The sequence below is a fragment of the Chloroflexota bacterium genome, from assembly GCA_035652535.1.
Taxonomy (GTDB): Bacteria; Chloroflexota; UBA6077; order UBA6077; family SHYK01; genus DASRDP01.
The window spans coordinates 53,288-76,852 of the sequence record DASRDP010000084.1 but is presented as its reverse complement, the minus strand read 5'-3'; the positions used below and the strand labels follow the sequence as shown (position 1 = coordinate 76,852).

Annotated in this window: 17 protein-coding genes; 2 read left to right on the top strand and 15 right to left on the bottom strand. The window is 65.8% G+C overall.

What is annotated here, in order from left to right:
• Window positions 1-719: ethanolamine ammonia lyase-activating protein (locus VFC51_09765; protein ID HZT07305.1), on the bottom strand; the 719-nt coding region annotated here is incomplete at its 3' end.
• Window positions 720-890: 171 nt separating this feature from the next.
• Between VFC51_09765 and VFC51_09760 the strand changes: the two genes are divergently transcribed.
• Window positions 891-2,183 (top strand): MFS transporter, encoded by a 1,293-nt coding sequence (locus VFC51_09760; GenBank protein HZT07304.1) that lies wholly within the window; start codon window positions 891-893, stop codon window positions 2,181-2,183.
• Here the strand turns inward: VFC51_09760 and VFC51_09755 are convergent.
• From VFC51_09755 to VFC51_09725, 7 genes are all read right to left on the bottom strand, one after another.
• A complete protein-coding gene (locus tag VFC51_09755; protein HZT07303.1) occupies window positions 2,170-3,267 on the bottom strand; it encodes an ABC transporter permease in 1,098 nt (365 codons plus the stop codon). The genes VFC51_09760 and VFC51_09755 overlap by 14 nt on opposite strands.
• The gene (locus VFC51_09750; GenBank protein ID HZT07302.1) at window positions 3,260-4,069 is read right to left on the bottom strand and encodes an ABC transporter ATP-binding protein; all 810 of its coding nucleotides are present in this window, start codon (window positions 4,067-4,069) and stop codon (window positions 3,260-3,262) included. Before VFC51_09750 ends, VFC51_09755 begins: the two co-directional genes overlap by 8 nt.
• 82 nt (window positions 4,070-4,151) lie before the next feature.
• A complete protein-coding gene (locus VFC51_09745; GenBank protein HZT07301.1) occupies window positions 4,152-4,697 on the bottom strand; it encodes a Uma2 family endonuclease in 546 nt (181 codons plus the stop codon).
• A gap of 39 nt (window positions 4,698-4,736) precedes the next feature.
• Window positions 4,737-6,167, bottom strand: coding sequence for a UbiD family decarboxylase (locus tag VFC51_09740; protein ID HZT07300.1), 1,431 nt, complete (start codon window positions 6,165-6,167; stop codon window positions 4,737-4,739).
• A gap of 28 nt (window positions 6,168-6,195) precedes the next feature.
• Window positions 6,196-8,595, bottom strand: coding sequence for a xanthine dehydrogenase family protein molybdopterin-binding subunit (locus VFC51_09735; protein ID HZT07299.1), 2,400 nt, complete (start codon window positions 8,593-8,595; stop codon window positions 6,196-6,198).
• A 9-nt stretch (window positions 8,596-8,604) separates the two neighbouring features.
• On the bottom strand, window positions 8,605-10,428 hold the full coding sequence (locus VFC51_09730) for an ABC transporter substrate-binding protein (protein HZT07298.1): 1,824 nt from the start codon (window positions 10,426-10,428) through the stop codon (window positions 8,605-8,607).
• A complete protein-coding gene (locus VFC51_09725) occupies window positions 10,428-12,200 on the bottom strand; it encodes an ABC transporter substrate-binding protein (GenBank protein HZT07297.1) in 1,773 nt (590 codons plus the stop codon). Before VFC51_09725 ends, VFC51_09730 begins: the two co-directional genes overlap by 1 nt.
• Window positions 12,201-12,314: 114 nt before the next feature.
• On the opposite strand from VFC51_09725, the gene VFC51_09720 reads away from it, so the two are divergent.
• Complete coding sequence (locus tag VFC51_09720) at window positions 12,315-13,514, top strand: cobalamin-independent methionine synthase II family protein (protein ID HZT07296.1); 1,200 nt, start codon at window positions 12,315-12,317, stop codon at window positions 13,512-13,514.
• Between the two features lie 17 nt (window positions 13,515-13,531).
• Here VFC51_09720 and VFC51_09715 read toward each other — a convergent pair whose 3' ends face one another.
• The 7 genes from VFC51_09715 to VFC51_09685 all read right to left on the bottom strand — a co-directional run bounded on the left by VFC51_09715 (window position 13,532) and on the right by VFC51_09685 (window position 23,455).
• Window positions 13,532-15,262, bottom strand: coding sequence for an ABC transporter substrate-binding protein (locus VFC51_09715; GenBank protein ID HZT07295.1), 1,731 nt, complete (start codon window positions 15,260-15,262; stop codon window positions 13,532-13,534).
• Between the two features lie 121 nt (window positions 15,263-15,383).
• Complete coding sequence (locus tag VFC51_09710) at window positions 15,384-16,655, bottom strand: Rieske 2Fe-2S domain-containing protein (protein ID HZT07294.1); 1,272 nt, start codon at window positions 16,653-16,655, stop codon at window positions 15,384-15,386.
• A gap of 51 nt (window positions 16,656-16,706) precedes the next feature.
• Window positions 16,707-18,449 carry an iron ABC transporter permease gene (locus VFC51_09705; GenBank protein ID HZT07293.1) on the bottom strand — a complete coding sequence of 581 codons (1,743 nt, stop codon included), beginning with the start codon at window positions 18,447-18,449 and terminating at the stop codon, window positions 16,707-16,709.
• 38 nt (window positions 18,450-18,487) lie between these two features.
• Entirely contained in the window at window positions 18,488-19,657 is a 1,170-nt protein-coding gene (locus VFC51_09700; GenBank protein HZT07292.1) for an extracellular solute-binding protein, read from the bottom strand.
• A gap of 98 nt (window positions 19,658-19,755) precedes the next feature.
• Window positions 19,756-20,502, bottom strand: a complete 747-nt coding sequence (locus tag VFC51_09695) for an SDR family oxidoreductase (GenBank protein ID HZT07291.1) — start codon at window positions 20,500-20,502, stop codon at window positions 19,756-19,758.
• A gap of 75 nt (window positions 20,503-20,577) precedes the next feature.
• Window positions 20,578-21,714, bottom strand: coding sequence for an amidohydrolase family protein (locus VFC51_09690; GenBank protein ID HZT07290.1), 1,137 nt, complete (start codon window positions 21,712-21,714; stop codon window positions 20,578-20,580).
• Between the two features lie 16 nt (window positions 21,715-21,730).
• The gene (locus VFC51_09685) at window positions 21,731-23,455 is read right to left on the bottom strand and encodes an ABC transporter substrate-binding protein (GenBank protein ID HZT07289.1); all 1,725 of its coding nucleotides are present in this window, start codon (window positions 23,453-23,455) and stop codon (window positions 21,731-21,733) included.
• Window positions 23,456-23,565: the final 110 nt, after the last annotated feature.

Below are 23,565 nucleotides of genomic sequence, written 5' to 3'. Positions count from 1 at the left end.
TGCGCCTTCTTGTACGTTCCCGTCGGAAACTCGCTGATGTGCGCGCTCATCGCATTGCTGGACATGAGGAACCGCATGTTGGTGCTCCGGGTTCCCCTGTGATCGCGATCGAGCTGGAACGTTCGGGTGTTGGCCACGAGGTTCGTCTGCCAAAGCCGGGTGCCCACCTTGCGCCCCGGGTCGGTGAAGAAGGTGTCGGAGCCGTCGTATCGATCCGTAAAGGCGAAGGGGCAATTGAACACGAAGTCGGTGTTGCGAGTGAGGTTCATCATCAGCGGCACGGTGGTCGCGGCGAACACACGGGCGGGCCGCTGGCCGTCGAGATTGAAATGCTGGTAGTAGCAATTGAGCGGGGGCGAAAAGAGACTGCCTGCCTGCCACTCCACCGTCTGTTTCTGTCGCGAATCCGCGGGCCAGATCGTGGTCGCGCCGCGGCCGTCGACAATATAGATGCTCGCCTCAGCCATGTGGTGAAGCACCTCGGTTTGACCGCCGGGCCGAATCTCGATGAGCCAGCCATCGTTTTTCTCCTGGTCCGCCAGGCTCACGATTGCGCCCCGCTGGCCGATGCGCGGCCAGTCGGCCACGTCGGCCGTGTGCAGGTCCGAAACGTGCGATCCAGCGTAGACCGGCACTCCCTCGGCCTTGCGCCACCGCTGATAGGCGGTCTCCGGTAGCGCCTCGAGGACCGGCGCAGCGATCGCCACTTCCTGTGTCACTGTCGATGCCTCCCCTTGCGTCCCGAACTCTCCGTTCGGTCAAATCACGTTCCGTGACGGACAGTCTAGCCGGCGACGCTGGCGCCGGCAAAAACCGCTGGATCGCGTGTAGCGCGAAATGGTAGTACCAGCTTTGCCCGGGGCGCACGCTCGTTTTCATTGGAGCATGCGGTGATCCAGCGCGCCAGCACACGTCCGAACGAGAGCGACGTAGGAGGTTCCGCACCGCGCGCGGCCGCGATCTATCTCTCGGTCGTCCAATTTTTCTTTGCGACGATGTGGACGATCTACGTCATCTTCTTGCCTGCGTTGGCCCAAAGCGTCGGAATTCCACGGGAAGCCATCACCTGGATCCTCGTCCTCGACCAGGCAATATTCACCCTCACAGACTTCCTCATGGGTTTCGCGGCGGACAGCGTTGCGCGCGCCATCGGCCGAATTGGCCCGTCCATCGCCGGTGTGACTGCGCTCGCCTGTGCGTTGTTCGTCGCCATGCCGAGCGCGGCGGGGACTGGATCGCCGGTCCTTTTCGTTGTGGTGCTCGTGATCTGGGCGGCCACATCGTCGGCGCTCCGCGCGCCGCCGTGGGTCCTCCTCAGCCGCTACGCCGCCACGCCGAGCCTCCCAGCCCTCGCCGCTCTGGGCATGGTCGGAGTTTCCATCGGCGGAGCCTCAGCGCCCTACCTGGGCGTCTTGCTGCGCGGTGCGGACCCGCGGCTCCCATTCGCACTGTCGAGCGTGACCCTCGCGGCGACGACGGGCGGATTGGTGTGGGTCGAGCGCGCCTTGTCCCACCAGGTGCCGGGCGCAGCGGAAGCCGACAACCGGTCGTCCGTCGCCGCCGTGCACGTTGCCCGCGCCATCAACCCGACGACACGGGTGCTCCTCACCGGGGGCGCACTGGTTGCCCTGGGAATACAGGCGCACATTTCATTCAACTCGACCGCCGAGTACCTCCGCTACGCCTCCGCCCAGGACCTCGACTACCTGCTCCCGATCTTCTGGGTGGGCTTCAACCTCTTCATGTTCCCAGCCTCGGCTGTCACGCCGCGGTTGGGGAGCGGCCTCGTCCTGGCGAGCGCGGCGGGCCTGGGAACCTTGGGGCTCCTGGTGGCCGCCATCGCGCCCAATCTGGCGCTCACTATCGCGGGGCACGTGGTCGCCGGCGGTGCGTGGGGATCGGTCCTCATGGCTGGCCTGTCCACGGCGATCAGCCTCGGCCGAACAGGGCGAGAGGGCGTGCTCTCCGGGCTCTGGTTCTCCACACAGTCGCTGGCCGCCTTCGTCCGAATCCTCGTCGTCGCCGCGCACGTGGACCAGCAGTCTGGCTTCACCGCGCTGGCCGCCTGGGCGCCGGGCGCCCTCTGGTTCGGCGGTACGTGCGTGTTTCTCAGCCTGCTGTGGCGCTACCGCGAGCGAACTCTGGCCGTCCCGTGGACCGGTGAGGCGGCTACACCCACTTGAACGTGCGGGCAGCGAGCACGTAGCTGAAGACGCCCCAGGCACACAGGGCGAGGATGGCTGGGAGCACGTCCTGAAGGCCAGCTCCCTCGGTGGCGATCTGGCGCATCGCAGCGTTGAAGAACGTGAGCGGAAGCACATCCGCGATCATGCGAACCCAGCTCGGAAACGCGTCGGTGGGGAAGAAGACGCCGCTCAACAGGAACTGGGGCAGGGTAAAGAGGTTGGTGAGAGGGCTCGCGGCATTCTCATCGGTGGTGCGCCCGGCGATGAACAGCCCGAATCCGAGAAAGGCGAAGAGGCCGATCACCACGAGCACCAGGATCTCGAGGGCGGTCGCCCAGCCGTTGGCGAGCTGGAACCCGAACGCGAGGATACCGACCGCGAGAATCAGCACCGTTTGCGCGAGCGCCAGAATGAGCCGCGCGATCCCCTGTCCAAGGAGGATCGTGATGCCGTGCACCGGCGTGGCGAAGAGCCGCTTCAGGATCAGCGCCTTCTTCAAGTAGATGAGACCGAAGACGGTGCCAAAGATCGCGGTGGAAAGCAGGGCGAATCCGATCTGACCGGGGAGCGCGAAGTCGATGTAGCGCTCATGCCGTCCCGCGACTTCTTGCACGCGGAGGACGTGCTGCGGGGACGTGATGCCCGCCTCCTGAACGTTCATGCGGTCGAGCGCCGCCTCCAGCCAGAGTCGCGAGACCTGCGCCTGCGGGCTGGCGGTGTTGACTGTGAGCAATACCTGACCATCCCGGATCTCCACGATCCCATCGAGCTTGCCTGCCCGCATTTCGCGCGCCAGCTCCTGGTCGTCGGCGAGGGCCAGATCCAGGCCCGGGAGCTGGCTCAGCCCCGCGTAGACCGGGCCCTCCGCGCTCGACGGCGCGATCCCGAGATGCAGCGAGGAACCGCGATCGCCAATCAACCCGAAGACCGCGATGAACACGACCGGGAACAAGAAGCCAAACGCGATGGTCGAAACGTTGCGCGACATCGCGAGGAGCGGATACAGCGTGAGCGCAGCCAGGGAGCGCAGCTCGTTCGGCCGCCGAGCCGATACAACCACGCGACTTCGACGCTCATTCATCTCGGAGGCTCCGACCCGTCAGCCAGATGAATACGTCCTCCAGCGTCGCGTCCTGGCGCACGATCGGCTTGCGGAAGCCGGTCCCGAGCAGCTCGCCGATGAGCGCGCGTGGGGTTCCGATGCGAATGATGCGCCCGCGGTCCATGACCGCGATCCGATCGCAGAGCTGCTCCGCCTCGTCCATGTAGTGCGTCGTCAGCACGACCGTGGTCCCCTCGTTCCGAACCTCGCGAATGAGGTCCCAGAGGTTCAGGCGAGCCTGCGGGTCGAGCCCGGTGGTGGGCTCGTCGAGAAAGATGACCGAGGGTCGGTGGAGGAGCGTGGTCGCCAGAGAGAAGCGCTGCTTCTGCCCACCCGACAGCCGGTTGTAAAACGTGGACGCCTTGTCCTCGAGCTGAAACCGTCGAAGCAGCTCCATCGGGTCGACGCGAACGTTGTACAGGGCCGCGAACATGCGCAGGAGCTGGATGAGCGAGAGCTCCGGATAGAAGCCAGCGGTTTGGAGCTGAACGCCGATCCGCGACTTGACGGCCCACGAGTCCCCTCGCGCGTCGATGCCATCGATCAGGACACGTCCGCTCGTCGGCTGCTGGAGCGTCTCCATGATCTCCAGCGTTGTCGTCTTCCCCGCACCGTTCGGTCCGAGAATGCCGAACACCTCGCCGCGCCCCACGGTGAAGGAGATGCCGTCGACCGCGGCGAGCGAGCCGAAATGCTTGTGGAGGTCGCTGACCTGAATGATCGGGTCGCGCTCGAATTCCGCGGGGAACCCGGGGGAATCGAGCTGGATGGCTGCGTGCATGAAGGATCCAATTATCGCGAGGGTGAGCGCGGAATTATCTCATGCCAGGGCGGATGCGCAGGGGCGCGCCTGCCCCAACGAGTCAGTCGAACACCGTGTCCAGATCGATCGACACGCCGGGTAACGCCGCCGGATGGACAATGCCCTGGGTATGCAATGATTCGCGGTAGCCCCCGTTGGGCTCACGAATCCAGCTCGTCACCGTGCGATCATACGGATGGACTCGCCAGATCTCGAGATCGCCGCGCTCCTGATCCTCGCGCAGCTTGGTTTCGATTTCGTAATCACCGGTCGAAGGAGACCAGACCTCGATCACGAGTGGGAGCGGCTCCGTGTAGACCTCCAAGCGCCGTGTGTTTTGCTGACCGCACGCCAGCGCCATGGGCACGACGGAGATATCCGGAATGAAGTAGCTTTGGCACGATCGGCGCAAGCGTCCCGAATCATGTCGCATGCGAAATGCGCGCCGATCAAGCTGCGCAGCAAGCTGAACCGCGAGATTGAACGCGACATCGTTGTGCTCGAAGGTCATGGCTGGCTTGGACTGCAGCTTGCCGCACACAAGTTCCCATTTCGTGTCGGAGTCTTCCGACGCCAGTCGCAAGTATGTGTCCTCGCTGATGGGCACGTGCGCTCCCCAAAAGGTGCTCCAGACCATTGTATTCGGCTAGCCGGCAAAGAGATCCGACCACTTCTCGGTCGTCTGGCGTCTCAGCTCCGCGCTCACCTTGTTGGCCTTCGGGAAGTCCTTGATCCACTCATAGGGCTTGCACGCGTTGATGATGGCGCGCGAGCTGGTGTATTCTCCCCGCTTCTTCTGCTCGGGCGGGAGACGCGGATCGAGCGCGCTCGATTGGCAGCCAGTGAGGATCGAGATGGTCGTCGCCGGATCGCATCGGGTGCCGATCGCCCAGAAGACCTCCTGCGGGTCGTGGACGTTCACGTCTTCGTCCACGACGATGACGAAACGGCCCATGTATTCGCCCGAGGCGGCGAGCGCCGCCTTCATCGCGTGGCCGGGGTAGCGCTGCCGGATCTGAACGACCACGACACCGGGGATCGAAAGGGGAACGACGTCCAGAACGTCCTCGACGCCAGCGCGCTGCAGCCGCTCGCGGACGCGTCGTCCCTCTGTGGGGAGACCGAAGTGGGAATTCACCATGATGTTTCGCAGCGGCGGCGTGCCGAAGATAATGGGATCGTTGCGGTGGTACAGCGCTTTGACTCGAACGACCGGTTCCGGCCGCGTGCCGGACGCGTAGTAGCCGGTCCACTCGCCGAACGGACCTTCGTCGCGGGCTTCGACCTCCGGCGGCGGGACCTCGCCGGCGAGCACGATCTCCGCGGTCGCCGGGATGGGCAATCCAGTAACCGGCTCTTCGACGACGTCCACCGGAGAGCCGCGCATGTGCCCGACGAGATCGTATTTCGCGACTCCCCGCTTCTGGCCGAAGTACTGCGCCGACCCAAGAAACATCATCGGCTCCTGGCCAATGGAGATCGCCACCGGGCAGCTCTGTCCCCGCTCCCAGTACTTGCGGCGGATGATCGCTCCGGTGTGGTTCGGCGTGATGTAGAGGCCCACGGTGTTCCGGTCGTGCACCATCACCCGATAGGTCCCGAAGTTCACAAGCCCGGTGTCCGGGTCGCGCATGAACACGACGCAACCGGTGCCGATGTACCGGCCACCGTCCGCTTCGTGCCAGAGGGGCGTGGGGAACTTGAGCACGTCGACGTCGTCGCCCTGAAACACGTTTTCGAACACCGGCCCGGTCGCGAGGAGCTCCGGAGGAACCGGCTGAAAGCTCGCGAGGCGCCGGTCGAACTCGTTGAGGGCGTCATCCAGCGCTGCGTCTCGCGGAAGGCCGAGCGTCATCAGCGCTCGCGGGAGCGTGTCCATCGCGTTGGCGAGGATGCGGAATCCGGGTCCATAGCCCTGGATCTCGTCGAAGAGGAGCGCGGGGCCCTTCTTCTCGTGATTCAGCTCGACGATGGCGCCGATCTCGAGATCCGGGCTCGCGCCGCAAACGACCCGGAGGTCGTTCTGTGCCTCGAGCGCGGCGAGAAATTCGCGCAGGTCACGAAAGGCGACGGCCAAGGCACACCTCCAGTTGAGCGCCGCGCCCTCAGCCTGGCGCGGCCGCGCGAATGCTTTGGAGCACGGTCTCCGGGGAGAGGTGCGAGTCGGTGACCCGTCCGCCCAGGTGCCAGATCGCATCCTCGACCGCGTTGGCGATGCACGCTGGCGGCGGAATCGTCCCACTCTCACCCATCCCCTTGGAGCCCAGCTCTGTGAAGGGGGTGGGCGTCTCGATGTGGCCGAGCGCTAGGGGCGGCGCGTCGGTGAAGCGCGGGAGGATGTAATCCATAAAGGTGCCTGTCAGGAGCTGGCCGTCCGCGTCGTAGAGAAATGCCTCCGTGAAGGCCCAGCCAAGCCCGTTGACGACACCCCCCATCGTCTGCCCGTCGACGATCATGGGGTTGATGATGCGGCCACAATCCTCCGTGGCCACGTATTTGAGCACTTTGACTTGCCCTGTCTCGCGGTCCACCTCGACGAGCGCCCCGTGGAAGATGGCGGCCACCGTATTCGACCCGGGGTCGTCCCCGGGCCACCCCCAGTGATACGTGGCCTCGAGGCCCAGATCGGTCCCCATGCCAAACGCCCTCGGCGCAACGTGGGCCGTCGCAGCCAGCTCCCGGAGCGTGACGCGGCGATCGGGGACTCCCTTGATGACGGCATCGCCACCGATGAATTCGACGTCGTCCGGGTGCGCTTCCAGAAGACGCGCCGCCAGCTCCGCGAGGTTCCCCGCCAGCTTCTTTGCCGCCCCGTACACGGCCGGCGCGCCCGTGGTCGAGAACCGAGAGCCGTAGGTCCCGCCGCTGGGCGTCCAGTGGTTGGTGGCGGTGTCGAGCCGCACGACGACCCTGATCTTCGATGGATCGACGTCGAAGCGATCCGCGACGATCTGGGCGATGGTCGTTTCGTGCCCCTGACCCTGGCACAGCGTTGGGGAATGCACGACGAGCCGGCCGTCGGCGTCGACCGAGACCGTCGCCACGTCGATCGCGGACTCCGGCGGCCGATCCAGCCCGAACTGGCGGGTCAGGCCCGCCGCCTTCGGTCCGGTGTGCTCCATCGCCGCGCAGAGGCCGAGCCCAACCAGCCTTCCTTCGCGGCGCGCCTCCTCCTGCTGGCGGCGCATCGCGTCGTAGTCGAGCAGCCGCTTGGTCATGTCGAGGAGGGCGGGCGGATCGCCGCTGTCATACAGCGTGCCGCTGATGGTTCGGTACGGAAACTCACCGGGCGGGATCAAGTTCTTCGCTCGGAGGTCGGCAGGATCCATCTCTAGGGCGCGAGCAAGGCGGTCGACGATCCGCTCCACCATGAAAAAGTACTGAACGCGGCCGTAGGCGCGATTCGACGAGACCGGACACTTGTTGGTGAGCACGCAGATGGACTGCACGCGCGCGTTGCGAAAGGCGTACGGACCCGTCATATCCTGCACGCCCTGCACGGCGCCAAACGGCTCGTTGAGACAGACGTACCCGCCCTGGTCGTCGATCAGTCGCAGCCGCATCCCGAGGATCGTGCCGTCGCGCCGCGCGGCTAGCTCCGCGTAGCCGATCCGACCCGTTCCGTGGTGGCTGGCGCGAAGATGCTCGAGGCGGTCTTCCGTCCACTTGACGGGACGTCCCACCTTTCGAGATAGCACCGCCAGCAGCACCGCCCGCTGATGCACCCACGCCTTGACGCCGAAATGGCCGCCGACGTCGGGGACGATGAGCCGGATGTCGGCGTGGCCGAGACGCAACGCCCGTGCTGAGGCCGAATAGCGGCCGAGGTTGCCCAGGTTGGCCCAGACGGTAACCTGGTCATTGAGCGGATCGAAGCTGGCGATGGCGGCGAGGCCTTCGAGGGGCGTCGATCCGTGGCGGTACACCTCAAATCGATCGCGCACCACGACGTCGGCCTCGGCGAACGCGCCGTCGACGTCGCCGAACTCCCACACGCGGTTCATCACTTCGTTGCCGCCCGGCGCGCCGGGATGGATCTCGGGCTGGTCAGGATCGGCCGCGTGCTCCGGGTCCATCACGCAAGGAAGCGGCTCGTACTCGACCTCGATCGCATCTACCGCGTCCTCGGCGATGTATCGATCCTCCGCGGCCACGACGGCGACGATCTCTCCCGCGAAGCGGGCTGTGTCCGTCGCGATGTAGTACCACGAGCCGCCCTTGGGATACGTCGAGCCCTTCTCCGGTTCGATCACCCCGAGCACGTCCTCGCCGGTGATTACGCCGTAGACGCCCGGCATCGCCAGTGCGCGCGAGGAGTCGATGCGCGTGATCCGCGCGTGGGCGTGCGGACTGCGCACCATGGCGGCGTGCAGCATGCCCGGCACCGAGATGTCGTCGACGAACTGGCCGCGGCCAGTCAGGAATCGAGCGTCCTCGTTGCGCAGGACGGGCCTGCCGATCCAGCTCTGGCGCACGGACGCGGGGCTCGCGGGAACCTCGTGCATGATCCGCTCCTACTCCAGGTCCCAGAGATGCGCATTGCGATTGTAGGTGCCGTACGGCCGGCCGGCGCTGTCGCCGCCTTCGTAGTCGTCGTACGCCTTCACGCCGGTTCGCACGCCGATATCCGTCGCGACGCCATATTGCACGAGGAACGGCAGCTCCGCGGCGACGAAGTCGCTCACGGCCTTCATCGCGTCGAACTGGTCGCGCTCCGACAGCGATTGACGGTAGCGATCGACCAACGCCTGGGCGCGCGGATCGTCGTACCCGCCGCGATTGCCCGTCCAGCGGTTTTGTGGGCCCGCGGCGGGTCCCTCGAGCCGGCCCAGGATCCCGTCGCCGCTCGCCTGGGCGCTCGCCTCCCACCCAGGGTAGGACGAACGATACTCGTTGTTCCGGACCTGAGGCGGCGGAACGAGCAGCTCCTCGACCTCGAGCCCGAGGCGCCGCCAGGAATCGGCGAACGCCGGCACCTCGCGGATGATATCCTGCGTCGCCGAGATGGCCGTGTGAAACGTTCGACCGTCGGACGCGTTGCGCAGGGCGCCATCGGCGCCCGCCACCCAACCCGCATCCCGAAGCATGCTCTTGGCACGCTCAGGATCGTAGGAGTACTGGCGGAGCGAGTCCTTGGTGGCGAGGTAGTAGGGATCGTTGGGCGGCAGCAGCTCGAAGGCCGCCAGCTCGCGGTGGCCCGCGAAGAGGCCCTCCGCGAGCGCCTCCCGATCGATGGCGCGATAGAGCGCCGCGCGCACCGGGAGATCGAGCGTGGTAGGCTCGAGCTGCACCGAGGGGCGCCACTGTGGCGCGAGGAACCGAAATCCCGTGGGACGGATGTAGACGCGGCCGCCTCCCATCGCCTCCCACCGGTCCTTGAGCTGAAAGCCCAGCTCACCCGTCAGCACGTTCTCCGGGAACAGATCGACGGTGCCGGCGAGGAGGTTCGAAAAGAGCGTCTGCTGGTCGGAGAAGACTTTCACCCGTAAGATATCGATCTTGGGCCGCCCCAGGAAGTACCGATCAAACGCCTCGAACACGGCCTCGCTACTCGGATCATATGACGTGAGGCGAAATGGGCCGTCGCCCACGAACTGCGACGTCCAGTACGGCAGATTGATGAACTCCTCCGCGTTCCCGGTTTCCTGGTAGCGCTGGAAGGGCTCCTCCAGCAAGTGCCGTGGCAGCGGGAAGAAGAACCGCAGTCCAAGCGACCCACCGAGATAGTAGGGCTGCCGAAAGTTCAGAACGAAGGTTGTGTCGTCGGGCGCTTCCGCCGAATCGAACAGCAAGAGGGCGTCCCGTTGGGGATAGGGCAGGCCCCGATCGCTCTCCACGTTCGCCGTAAACACCATGTCCTGCGCCGTGACCGGCACGCCATCGTGCCACAGCACATCCGGCCGGAGCGTGTACACGACGCGCATTCGGCCATCAGGCAGGACGCTGATGCTGCCATCCTCGACGTTCGGCACTCTCGTGGCAATGCGGCCGATGGGCTTGCGCGTCGTGACGTCTGAGGTGATGAGCGCGGCCGAATGGAGCTCATTCGCGGCGCTCCACCCGCCCGTCGATGTGCTTCCGACGACGATGCCGAAGCCGCTGATATTGTCCGTGACCGCGTAGACGAGCGTCTTTGTTCGCGCGGGGCGCGATTCCGCTCCGGTGTCGCCGCCGACGTTCGGGCGTTGCGGCGCCGCGCTGACGCAGCCCGTGAACATCGTCCCCAGGACGGCGAGGAACGCGAGGACGGCCGCCGCGCCCCGCCGCGCGCCGCCACGCGATCGCGATCTCCGGTACGCGCTGGTCCCGGCGCAGTGGTCGCGGGATAGTGTGAACATTACTCGCCTTCCCAGAGGTGCGCGTTTCGCGAGTAGGTGCCGTACGGCCGCGCCGCGCTGTCGCCGCCGTCGTGGTCGTCGAGAGCATGGACGCCCTTGCGTACGACCAGATGCTCCGCGGTGCTGAAGAGGATCAGCATGGGGAGGGTGTCGGCCACGAAGTCACTGATCGCCTTCATCGCCTGGAGCTGATCGTCGCGGCGCAAGCTCGATCGGAAGCTGGCGATCAGCTCCTGGGCGCGCGGATCGTCGTATCCGCCGCGATTGCCGGTCCACCGGTTCTGCGGGCTCGCGGCGGGCCCTTCGAGTCGTCCCAGGATCTCGTCGCCCCCACCCTGCGCGCTCGCCTCCCAACCCGGGTAGAGCGCCCGTGTCTCCGCGTTGCGGATTTGCGCCGCCGGAACCGTGATCTGCTCGACGTCGATGCCGAGGCGCCGCCAGTAATCGGCGAACGCGTTGGCTTCGCGCTCGATGCGGCCGGGCGTCGCGGTGATGGACGTCCGCATGCGGCGTCCGTCCGCGCTGCTCCGCAACGCTCCATCCGGACCGGCGACCCAGCCGGCCTCGCGAAGCGTCGCCTGCGCGCGCTCGGGGTCATACGCGTAGCGGCGAAACGCGTCCTTCGTCGCGTCGTACAGCGGCTCACCCTCCCACAGGAGCGCCCACGCCGCCAGCTCGCCGTGTCCGGCCTGTAGCCCCTCCGACAAAGCGACGCGGTCCAGCCCCTCGTAGAGGGCCGCGCGAACACGAAAGTCGGACATGGACGGCTCGCTCTGAACCTCCGGCCGCTCCTGTGGCGAGAGGAAGCGCTGGGCGCTCTTGGTCACGAAGACCGAGCCTCCTCCTGTCGACGCCCACTGGTCCATGAGCTGAAAGCCAAGCTCCGGCTGCAACACGGTTTCCGGCACGATATCGACGGTGCCCGACTGGATATTGGCGTACAGCGTATTCAAGTCGCTAAAGACCAGCACGCGGATCGTGTCCACCTTCGGTCGACCGAGAAAGTAGCCATCGTACGCCTGGAACTCGATCGGCCCTGCCGAGTCGAACGACGTCAGCCTGAACGGTCCGAGATGGATGTACTCCGACGTCCAGTACGGGAGGTTGACGATGTCGTCTGGGTTCGTGCTCTCCAGATACCGCTCGTAAGCTGGCTCCAGGATGTGGCGCGGATACGGCCAGAACATGCGCAAACCGAGCTGGTCGGCGCGGTAGTAGGGGCCTTTGAAATTCAGCACGAACGTTGCATCGTCGGGGGCCTCCGCCGAGGCGAGCATTCGGGTCACGTCCGATTGAATCGTCGGGATCCCCGCATCGGTGTTGAACCGATAGGAGAACACGAGGTCCTGAGCGGTGAATGGCTGGCCATCGTGCCAGGTTACACCCGGGCGAACGTGATAGATGACTCGCATCCGGCCGTCCGGCAGGAGCGAGATGTCCCCGTTGTCGAGAGAGGGGACGCGGTCGATCAGGCGCCCAACCGGCTGGCGTGAGTGCACGTCCGATGTGATCAGCGCATTCGAATGGACTTCTGCGATGGAGAACCAGCCGCCGGTGGTCGTGCTCGCCAGGCCGACGAGTCCCATATTGGGAACGTTGCCGGCCACGGCAACGGTGATCGTCGTAGCGCGCTTGGCCGCAGTCGTCCCCGGCACCTTGCCCGACTGCCCGGTAGGTGCGCCGGGCGCCGGCTCCGCGCACGCGGTGAACAGCGCCATGATCAGAAGAAGCACGCTCCACCATCGGCGCGGCGGGCAGACTTCGAGAAGCATTGGTCCTCCAGGGCGCGGCATTATAGCAGCGATGGATCAACACCCGTTGCCGACTCGGTCCGCTTGCCCGCGAGCCGATATGATGGAGCCCTGAATCTCATCCGGAGGACGCCGATGAAGCGAAGTACCGATCGCATCCTCACGACGCACGCAGGTAGCCTCCCTCGACCCGACGACCTCCGCGAGATGGTCGCGGCGAAAGCGGCCGGGAATCCCTACGACCACGCACGGCTGGCGAATCGCACGCGCGAAGCCGTGGGCGACGTCGTCCGCAGGCAGCTCGCCTGCCGGATCGACTGCGTCAACGACGGCGAGTTTGGGAAGTCAAACTTCTCCAACTATGCCCGCGAGCGGCTCACCGGGTTTGAAGAGCGCGAAATCCCTGGCGATAGCGTTCCTGTCGTCGGTATCCAGGGGCGAGACATCAAGGAGTTTCCTGGCTATTTCCTGGAGCATGGCGGGTTCGCGATGGCCACGGTCACTGGAGGTCAGATCAATCGCCGCCAGATTGGGCTTCGCGCCGACCGCCGCCAGCTCTTCTGCGTCGGCCCGCTCTCGTATGTGGGCACCGCCGAGCTGCAGCTCGATCTCGAGAACTTCAGGGCCGCCCTCCAAGGCGTCAACCCGGCGGACGCGTTTCTGCCGGCCGTCGCCCCCGGCACGATTGAGCACTGGCTTCACAACGCCTACTATCCGTCCGACGAGCAGTACCTGGAGGCGATCGCCGACGCGATGCACGTCGAATACAAGGCGATCACCGACGCGGGGTTTATCCTCCAGATCGACGATCCCGACCTCCCCGACGCTTGGCAGATGCACCCCGACATGAGTGTGGCGGACTACCGACGCTATGCCGCGCTCCGCCTCGAAGCGCTCAACCACGCGCTCCGCGACGTCCCCGTCGAACAGACCCGGCTCCACGTGTGCTGGGGCAGCTACCACGGACCCCACAAGCACGACATCCCGCTCAAGGAGATCGTCGACCTCGTGCTGTCCGTCAAGGCGCAGGCCTATTCGGTGGAGGCGGCGAACCCGCGACACGAGCACGAGTGGAAGGTCTGGAAGGACGTGCGCCTACCCGAGGGGAAGATCCTGATTCCCGGAATCGTCGGTCATTCGAGCGACTTCATCGAGCACCCCGAGCTGGTCGCCGAGCGCATCGTCCGCTTCGCGGACATCGTGGGCAAGGAGAACGTGATCGCGGGCACCGACTGCGGGCTCGGCGGGCGCGTGGGCCATCCCGACATCGTGTGGGCCAAGCTGGAAGCGCTCGCTGAGGGCGCGGATCTCGCGTCGGAAGAGCTGTGGGGATAAGCAGCGAGCTTGCCGGCCTACCTGAATTCCCACGTATAGACGTTCCAGTTGATGGCGGTATCGGGCGGCACGTTCCCCGGTCCGACCAGCCCGCTGACGAAGCCCGTGACGCTGGGCTGGAAATAGAGCGGGATGACCGGCAGCTCCTCGCTGAAGATCCGCTGCATCGCGACAAAGGTCTGCGCGCGCTCGGTGCGATCCAGCGTGGTATTGACGGTCTCCGCTAGCCGGTCAAAATCCGGATTCGACCAGCCGCCGCGGTTGCTTCCTACCCATCGGTTCTCCGGTCGCGGGATGCCCGCGCTGTTGTAATCGACGAGCGCGGCCTCGCCCAGGCCCTGGCTGAAGATGAATAGGCCAGGGAACGTCGCACGCACCTGCGCGTCCTGGACGAGGGCCGCGGGATTGACATACTCGGTGAAATCGAATCCGGCGCCTCGCCACCCGCTCGCCAGCGTCGACATCTCGGCTTCGAAGAACGCGCTGGCGTTGGTCCGCACCTCAGGGGCGAAACGACCGTCCGTCGGGCTCGCATAGACGCCATCAGCGCCTTTGGTGAAGCCGGCATCGGCCATCAGCGCCTCGCTCTTCCGCGTGTCGAGCGGGTACTTCTGGACGGCGCGGTCGAGATCGGCCCCGTACCAAACCGTCGGAGGAATGATGCCATCGGCCATGAAGCCGTTCCCCTCGAACTGGACGTCGTTCAGCGTTTGTTTATCGACGGCGAAAGCCAGCGCTCGGCGCACGCGAGCGTCGAGGAGCGCCCGCGGGGTGGTCAGCTCGGGACGAAGCTGCACCGCCGCTCCGCGGAACAGATCCGGCTTGAACAGCACGGTGCCTGCCTTCTGGCTCGTCCACTGGTTCTTCAGCAATAGCCCCTGCTGGAACTGGAGCGACGAATCCGCGGAGAGCTGCGCGTCGCCGGCCAGCATGACAGCGAGGGATGCGTTGGGGTCGCTACTCCATCGAATGGTGATTCGGTCGATACGCGGTCGCCCGAGGACGTGGCCGTCGAAGGCGACGGATTCGATGAAGGCGCCCGGCTCCCACCGCTCGAGCCGGTACGGGCCCGCACCCACGTAGTCCCGCGTCCAGAAAGCGTCTCCGCTGAAGGCATCGGGCGCAGCGCGGCCGTCGAAGGAATCTTGCAGGATGTGGCGGGGCAGCGGCGGGAAGTCCTCGGTCAGGAGTCCCGCGTTCGCGTACGACTGCCGCCACCGAATGATCACGGTCCGCGCGTCCTCGGCAACCACGTCCTCGATGAGGTTCTGCGGCGCACCGGTGGCAAGCCCGAGATCGGGCGCCGAGTAGACGCGGTACGAAAACACAAAGTCCTCCGCGTCCAGCGGACTCCCGTCGTGCCAGGTGAGAGCGGGGCGGAGCGTGTACGTCGTCTCCATCCGGCCGTCAGGAAACACCTTCCACGTCGCCGTATTGAGTCGCGGGAGCTCCGCGGCGAGGTACGGGATGACCTCCCCGTGGTCGTCGAGCAGGCCAAGCGTCGCGTTGAACAGCCGGCGCGTGGACGTGAGAATCGTGCCCGCTTGCTGGAGCGACTTGGACGCAAGGCTCGCGGGCTCGACGCGGATCAGCATGACCAGATTCCGCGAGGGCTGCGGCTCGCCGCCCGCCGGCGCGCGCTGACCCGGCGGCCCAGTCGGCGCACTCTGGCAGCCGGCCACCAGCACGATCAGCGCCGCAACCGTCGCGGCGCGCAGCCGGATGCGGTCCGCCCACGGTCTCCTCATGAGCGAGGGCACACTATCCTCGTTCGTCCGGCGCGGCGGGGGGCACGCCTCCGCCGCACCGCAGCCGCGCTACCCGAGCGGCGCACCCAGAGCAATGGCGAACTGCATGGCAGCCGATCCATTAATGCCGCGCCATCAGCTCCGCCTCCGCCGCATCCTGCCATCGAACGCCCTTGGGAAGTATGACGTCCGCCGCTCGAACGCCGCGATAACTGGCCGGATTCACGCCGGGCGGATCGATACCCTCCGCGACGTTCTTGACCGCGTCCAGCATGATCTGCCGGAAGGCGATCACGGCCCGATCGGTGCTCCCCAGATGCTCGCGCGAGCGATCCACGACCCGCCCCATGCTCTCCTGAACCGCGAGGTCCTGAGTGTTCAGCCCGGTGATGCCGGTGAACGTCCGTGTGCGCTGGATCGCGCGATCGATGAGCCAATCGTTGGCGCGCGTGCGGTGCCGGGTCATCGTCTCGCCCGTCAGGGGGTTGCGGCCCGCGTGGGTCTCCGCCTCTTCAATGAACTCGGGCGTGAGGGGCTTGTCATCGTCGACGGACAGGATGAAGTTGTAGACGCACGTGTTTTCGTCGTCTATGGGCACCCACATGTGCCCCTGGAGCCGAGGCACCGCGGTCTTGCCGGCGCCGCGCCGGCCCTCGAGCTGGTGCGATCGATACTGCTGGAAGGGCATGAAGAACTGGTACACGCGAAGATAGATGCCATCGTCTCCGATGTCGCGCAGGCTCGCGTAACGGAACCCGTAATCCGTCTTCTCCACTTCGAGGGTCGGCGCGCCGTCCATGGTTCGGAACGCCAGACGATCGGAGATGTCATTGCGGTGCAGGAACGAGGAGTGCGCCGTATCGATGCCCCCCTCGATGGCCTGGACAAAGTTGCAGTACTCGTGGGTTCTCGAGACGAACCGGTGGCTCGCCGGTGCCCTCGTCCACTCCATGGCCGGAAGCTCCGGCCGCTGTTCGGGCGGCCCCATGTACGCCCAGAGCACGCCCGCCAGCTCCACCAGCGGATAGGCGGTCGCGTGGACCTTCTCTTTGAATCGGCTGTCCACCGGCTCGGTGGGCATGTCGACGCAGTTGCCGTCAACGTCGAACTTCCATCCGTGATAGACGCAGCGGAGGCCGTTCTCTTCATTGCGGCCGAGGAAGAGGGATGCGCAACGGTGCGGACAGTAGTCGTCGAGCAATCCCAACCGGCCCGACGAGTCCCGAAACGCGACCAGATCCTCACCGAGGAGGCGCACACGCATCGGCGCGCAGTCCGGCTCCGGAAGATCGGACGCGAGGAGCGCCGGCAGCCAATAGCGGCGCAGCACCGAACCCATCGGTGTGCCCGGCCCTACGCGGGTGATCATCTCATTCTCTTCATGATTCAACATCGCTCGGCCTCCCAAACCTGCCCCATGGTGAACGAAGCCCAGTATAGCGTCTTAGCGCTGACCCTCGAATCGGGCGAGGCCGGTGCGAACGCTCACGGCGCGGGCCAAGACAGCGGCGCCGATCGTCAACAAAAAGATGATGACGCCGACGACTGTCGCCGGCTCAAAGAGCCCCGTGTCCATGTACTCGAGCTGCACCAACGAGAGCGGCTTGTTGTTGGCCGATCCGAGCAGCGCGACGAGGCTCACGCTGGACGCCGCGGCCCCGAAGTTCTGGAGCGCGACCACAGCGATCGTGGGGGCGATGAGGGGGAGCACGACCCGACGGAGGGTGTAGATGCGGCCGGCGCCGGACGCCCAGGACGCCTCTTCCAGCTCGGCGCCAAGCTGCATCATGCTCGTCTTGATCAGCTGCACGCCCAGCGTCAGCCCGGCGAAACCGAGGGCGATGATCAGGATCCAGACGGTCCCGTAGAGCGGCCGAAAGATGGGCGTTCCGATAAAGAGCCACAGGAGGCCGAGGCTCGTCACGATGCCGGGCACCGTGCTGGGAATCCAGGTGAGCATATCCAGCAGCCGACGGCCAACGAAACGCGTGCGGACCGATACGTAGGCGATGACGGTGAAGAGCACGACCGAGAAGATCGTCGCACCCGCGGCGATCACGAGCGTGTTGACCAACCCCTTGACGAGCTGCCGATCCGTGAGGATGCGCCGCCAATTGTTGAGCGTCCACGGATCGGGGAGATCGAACTGTCCGAAGACCTTCATGAAGGTCCCGACCAGCATGAACAGGATGGGCAGGACGATCATCACGATGAGCATGCCAGCGACGACGCAGAACAGCGGCCAGCGCATGACCCCGAGGTCGAACAGGCGGTTGGTGTACTTCCCGGACACCGTGGTGTAGCTGCGCCGGCCGGCGATCCACTGCTGGAGCGCGATGAGCGGCACGAGGGCCGAGAGGATCACCATGCTGAGTGCCGTCGCCTTGCCGTATTCGGGCGGCGACTGCATGACCTGCCGGTAGATGAGCGTGCTGTACACGTCGATCTTCGATGCGCCGCCCAGGATCAGCTCGATCTCGAAGGACTGCATCGATCGGATGAGGCCCAGCAGCGTGACGAACAGGATCGTTGGGGTCATCAACGGGACGACAATGCGGAAGAGCGTGTGCGGCATGCTGGCCCCTGCGGCGCGCGAGGCCTCCTCGAGAGAAGAATCCATGTTTCGGAAGGCCGGAGTCAGCAGGAAGACCTTTAAGGCGACGAGGTTGATGACCAGGTGGGCGACGACGATGCCCCACCAGGAATAGATGTCGAACGAGAACCCCGGCACGATGTTCCGGATCGCGTTGAGAAGGATCCCGTGGTGGCCATCGAGGAGCAAGATCCAGCCGAGCAGAACCGGGAGGCTGGGAAGGAGGAGCGCAAACCAGAAGCACACCTCGAGCCAGGATCTGCCCGGGAGATTCGTTCGCGCGAGGAGCCACGCGATGCTGACGCCGAGCCCGATCGCGATGGCCTGGCGGGTGATGGCGAGGCTGACGGTGTTGCGCAGCGCGGCGACGATCCGGGGCTGGCTGAAGGCCGCCTGCCAGTTGTCGACTCCCCAGGCGCCAGCTTGCCCGAACGGACCGACACGAAAGCTATTGATAGCCAGGAGCAGGATCGGATAGAGCACGACGAACGCGACGAGCGCCAGAAGCGCCGCGTAGGCGACGGCTGAGATCTCGAGACGGAGATGGGGCAATCGCCGCTGAAACGCAGGGCGTACGGCGGTGGCGACGGACATGGCGGCTCAGCCGCCGACGGACAGCGTCGAAGCCACCGCTACCTGCCTCCGCTCTCTTCGACCTTTTTGTACGCCGCCAGGACCGCCTGCATCTCCGGCCTCCCGGCCTCCATGCCCTGGAGACTGTACTTCTCGAGGTGGTCGTAGTCGGGCATCGCCTGATCCTTGATGGCGTCGGGGTTCGGGTCCACATCGACGCGGATGCTCTGCGCCTGGTCGTAGGGCGGCGGGGTCGTGGCTTCCACGCTCTGCACGAAGGCCTGCTGGCCCTCCTTGGAGAGGAACCAGTTGAGGAACACGGCCGCCGCGTTCGGATGCGGCGGGTTCTTCAAGATGCCGACCCCGTAGCTCAGCATGTACTCATACCCGGTGAGCTGCTGCATGCTCTTGCAGCCGCCCTCCCGCTGGCAGGCGTCCATCGTCTCTCCATCGATGCCGATGGCCACCGGGTACTTCCCATTGATCAGGTCTTGAGTCATCAATCGGGCGTTGTCGATGAAGACCGGCTGCTGGTCGATCAGGAGTTGATCCAGAAACGCCTGTCCCTTGTTGTGAAGAAGGCCCGTCAGCGTGAGCGACCCGGCGTGCGGCGCGCTGGGTGTGCGGATCGCGATCTTGCCCTTGAGCTTCGGGTCGACGAGCTGATCGAGGGTGTTGAACTCGCTCGCCGGCAGCAGGTCGCGGTTCACCCAGACGTTCGTCGTCACGTTGCCCTGATACGCCATGACGTAGGGCTCGGAGCTCACGTAGAGCGGCTTGCCCCCGCGGTACTGCGTCGAGTCGGTCACCTCGGGGAGGATCAGGTAGGGGATCAGGCTCTCGAAGCCGCCAGCGGGGACGACGGTCTCCACCATATTGCTGGTCGGCGATACCCAGACGTCGTATCCGTAGATCCCATTCTGCTGCTCGGTGATCACCTTGGGCGTGAACTCGCTCGGACGCATCGACACCTGCTCGACCGGGATGTCCGGGTACTTCTCGCCGAACTTCTCGATCTCTTTCTGGTAGTACAGGTTCGTGTGGGTCACGACCACGACCTTGCCTTCCTGCTTCGCCGCATCCAGCGTCTTGGCCCACCGCGCCTGGGGATCGTCGGACTCGCGCGCGGGCGCGGCGAGGCCGCCGGTCGGCGGGGCGCCCGTCTTTCCGCCACACGCGGCGATGAGCAGCACGATCGCAGTGGTCAGAAACAACCCGAGTCGGTTCACGGGAGCCTCCTTGCGGTCTCTAGCACATCATAGCGCGCGTGCGCGGTGACGCTCGCAGGTGAACAACGCGCTGCCCGTCTGGGTGGCCGCTCGCCGGATCAAAAGCTCGCGAGAGACCGTCCAGCGTCCAGCGGAAGGAGCGCCCCCGTGATGTGCCGCGCGTCATCCGACGCGAAGAAATACACGGCCGCGGCCACATCTTCCGCTGTGTGCAGCTCGCCGAGGGCAGCCTCCGCCTTCATGCGAGCGAGCTGCTCCGGAGGGAAGTGGGCGTCTCGTGACAGGGTGGGCCCAAGCAGGACGGCGTTGACGCGGATTGCGTCCCGCCCGTGGTCGAGCGCCATCGCCCGCGTGAGCGCGCTCAACGCCGCCTTGCTGGCCGATCGAAGCGCTCGTCCTCGCACGCCGGCGCGGGCGATGGACGACATATTGACGATCGCGCCGCCGCCCCCCTTCGCGATCGTTGGGATCGCGGCCCGCGAGACGTAAAGGACAGATTTCAGGTCCGCCGCCATCTCCTCGTCGAAGTCCTCGTCGGAGATGTCCATGATCGTGCCGATGATCCGCCGCGAGGCGCCGCAGTTCACGATTGCGTCGATCCTGCCGAAACGGTCGACCGCGCCTTGGACGAACCGCGCCGCGTCGCTTTCCTTGCGAACGTCGAGCTCAAAGAACTCGGCGGCGGCTCCGTGAGCCGCCGCCCCCTCCAGCGCCGGCTTCGCGCGCTCGCGAGAAGCTCCGCACGCGGCGACCTGGAATCCCTCGCGGGCGAACCGCTGGACGATCGCCGCGCCGACATCCGAGTCCGCTCCCGTCACCAGCGCGACTTTTCCGTTTGATGCCATCTGCGCTCCTTGTCGTATCGGTCATGGGAACTGAAATCCGGGCGAAAGTTGGGCTGGGCGGTCCCCGGCGCCGCGCTACACGGCGGCCGGCCGCCTCTGCTGGCGGGTCTCTGGATCGATGGCGAACAGCTCGCACGCGGCCAGACCGAGCAGCGTGTCCTTTTCGGACCGGCTGATCTCATCGATGCCGTTCACGATGTCCACCATTCCTTCGCCGGCGCCACCGACTCCGTGGGGAAAGTCGCTGTTCACCATGAACCGGTCCGCTCCGAACTGGCGAACGACGTGCGGGACATTGCGCGCCTCGGCGCCGACGTTGAAGCAGACCCAGAATTGGTCCATGTATTCCCTCGGCCGCTTGAGGATCAAGTCCTTCACCCGCTTTCCCTGATACGGGCTGATGCCGCCGAACGTTTCCATCTCGTAGATCTCCTCGAGGCGATCCATGAGATACGTGAGATAGCCGGCGCCCGTTTCGAGGACGCCGACGCGAAGCTTCGGATACATGTCCAGCACGCCGTACATGATGAGGCTGGCAATCGCCAACGACCCCTCGAAGAGAAAGCCCAGCGCGTTATCCATGTGCATGTGCGGCAGGCGATCGAGGCCGACGGTCGGACCGTTGCGATTGCCATGCACGATGAGGGGAACGCCGAGGAGCTCCATGCGCTCGTAGACCGGCCAGAACTCGTACTCGTTCAAGTTCTTGTCGTTCACGTTGGAGATCACGAGGGGCGCGTGGATCCCCAGCTCAAGGGTCGCGCGATCGAGCTCCTCGACCGCGGCGACCGGGTCCTGCATCGGAAGAACCGCCAGACCGATGAAGCGCCCCGGGTGCGCCTTCAGGACCCGAGCGATGGCGTCGTTGTACGAGCGGCACACGGCGGCGCCCAGCTCGGGCTCGCAGTGATAGGTGAACGTGGCCGGCGACGGCACGAGGACCTGCATGTCGATGCCGGCCTCGTCGAGCCACTGCTCCCGCGGGGCCGGATCGTAGTAGCCCGGATGGTGCCTGCCGGGGATGAGCGAGCACGGGATGCTCCGCTGGTACGGGCTCAGCTTATCGAACTGCTCCGGGAATACGATGAAGTCGCGGCCCAGAGCGTCGAATTGAACGCGGGGCCAGCGGCTGCGGAATCGGCGGCGACTGGTCTCGTCATCGAAGGCGTCCACCGGGAAGAAATGGGCGTCCGTGTCGATCACGATGCTCACGGCTGTCCGTCTCCTTTCAGTCCACATCCCATTTGTCGGCGTTCCACGTCTCCGTCGTATCGAGCCGGTGAGCTCCAACGACGTTCTGAATGCGATTCGCCACGAGCGCCGGTTCGTGATCGTAGAACAGTCCGAGGGCCAGGACGTTCTCGGAGAACGTCGCGACGATATCGCCCAGAGCCTTCGTCCGCTCGCTCACCGAGATGGTCGAGAAGTATCGGTCCAGCATCCGGTCGAACTCGGGGCTCATGTAGCGCGACACGTTGCTTCCGAGGAAGTGGTTCTCGGGGAGGGGCGTCTGCGAGCTGTGGAAGTTCGCCAGCGATTTCACGTCGTGCGCGCGCTTGGTCAGCTCGAAGCTGGGAAACGTCCAACGGTACTCATTGTCGCCCAGCCGCTGGCGAGGGACCACGACGATGTCGGGACTCAGGCCGACCGCCTTCCAGTCGGCCACCACGGCCAAGTTCATCTGCTGGTTCGGCCCCACGTCGGGCGTTCGCGCCTCGAACGCCAGCGGCTGGCCGGCCGCATCGCGCAGCGCACCATCCGAGCCCTGTCGAAATCCGAGGCCGTCGAGAATCTGCAGGGCCCGACGCGGATCATACGGGTAGCGGGCGACGCGCTTCTCGATGTCGGCGTACTGCGGCTGATTTGGCTCGAGCAGGCTGTCGGCGACGGCCGTGGCTCCGCGCTCGTAGACCTCCATCAGATGCTGGCGGTCGAGGGCGTGAAGGAGGGCGCGCCGAAATTGCACGTCGCCGACGATGGCCGGGCTGGGCGTCAGGAGCTGCGGGAAGATGACGACCCAGCGCGCCGGCGCGGTGATCATGTGACCATCGCGCCACTGGTCGGCCACCTCGCCGGCCTGCTCGGGGGTGAAGCCGCGCCCGAGGGTGATCTCTACCACGCCCGCGAGGATGCTGGCAACCATGGCGTTCGGATCGGGGATGAAGCGCACTTCGACCTGATCGATCTTCGGCCGACCGAGGATGAACTGATCGTTGGCTTCCATGATGAGATGGCTGTCGGCCACCCACGTTCGCAGCCTGAACGGCCCGGTGCCGACGAACTGCTCGCTCCAGTACGGGAGATCGATGAACGTCGCCTTATCCGCGGCGAAGGCGGGCGCCAGGATGTGCTCCGGCATCGGCAGGGCGAGGTTATCGTTGGTAAAGCTGAAGAGCCGGTCGGCGCTGATGTCGATCTGCGACCAGTAGACCACGGCCGTGCGGTCGTCCGGCGTCTCGATGCGGGTGATCAGGTCGTAAATTCGATTCCGAAACGCGGGGAAGTCCGGGTCCTTCAACACCTGGACGGTGAACTGCAGGTCGTTCGCCGTGAGCGCGGTCCCATCGTGCCATCGCGCGTCACCCCGAATCCGCCACGTCGTCTCCATCGAGCCGTCCGGCGCGACGCGCCAGGCGCCGTTCTCGATGGTCGGGACCTGTTCCGCCAGCAGCGGAGCCATGCCGCTGTCCGACGTCTGCGCGAGACCCGCATTCAGCATCTGCTCGAGCTCGGGGACCCCAGGCATGGTGTTGCCGCCGGCCGTATTGATCATCGAGTTCAACGTGAACGGATCGGAGATCACGCCGGCGACGATGCGCTTGAGGGGCGCGCTGCTGGGCGCAGCGCGCCCCGCCCCGGTCGACGGATTCGCGGATGGACCGGTCGTCCTCGCGCAGGCCGCGAGGAGGATTACGGCCCCGACCATGGCCACCGCTCGCGCGCACCGATCCATTCCACGCCTCGGTTGTACTTCATAACGCCGCGCGGCCGTGCCTCACGCCCCTGGCGAGCACACGATTGAGCCAGCCCGCGACAGCGGGCCATTGTAATCCGCGAGGCGCG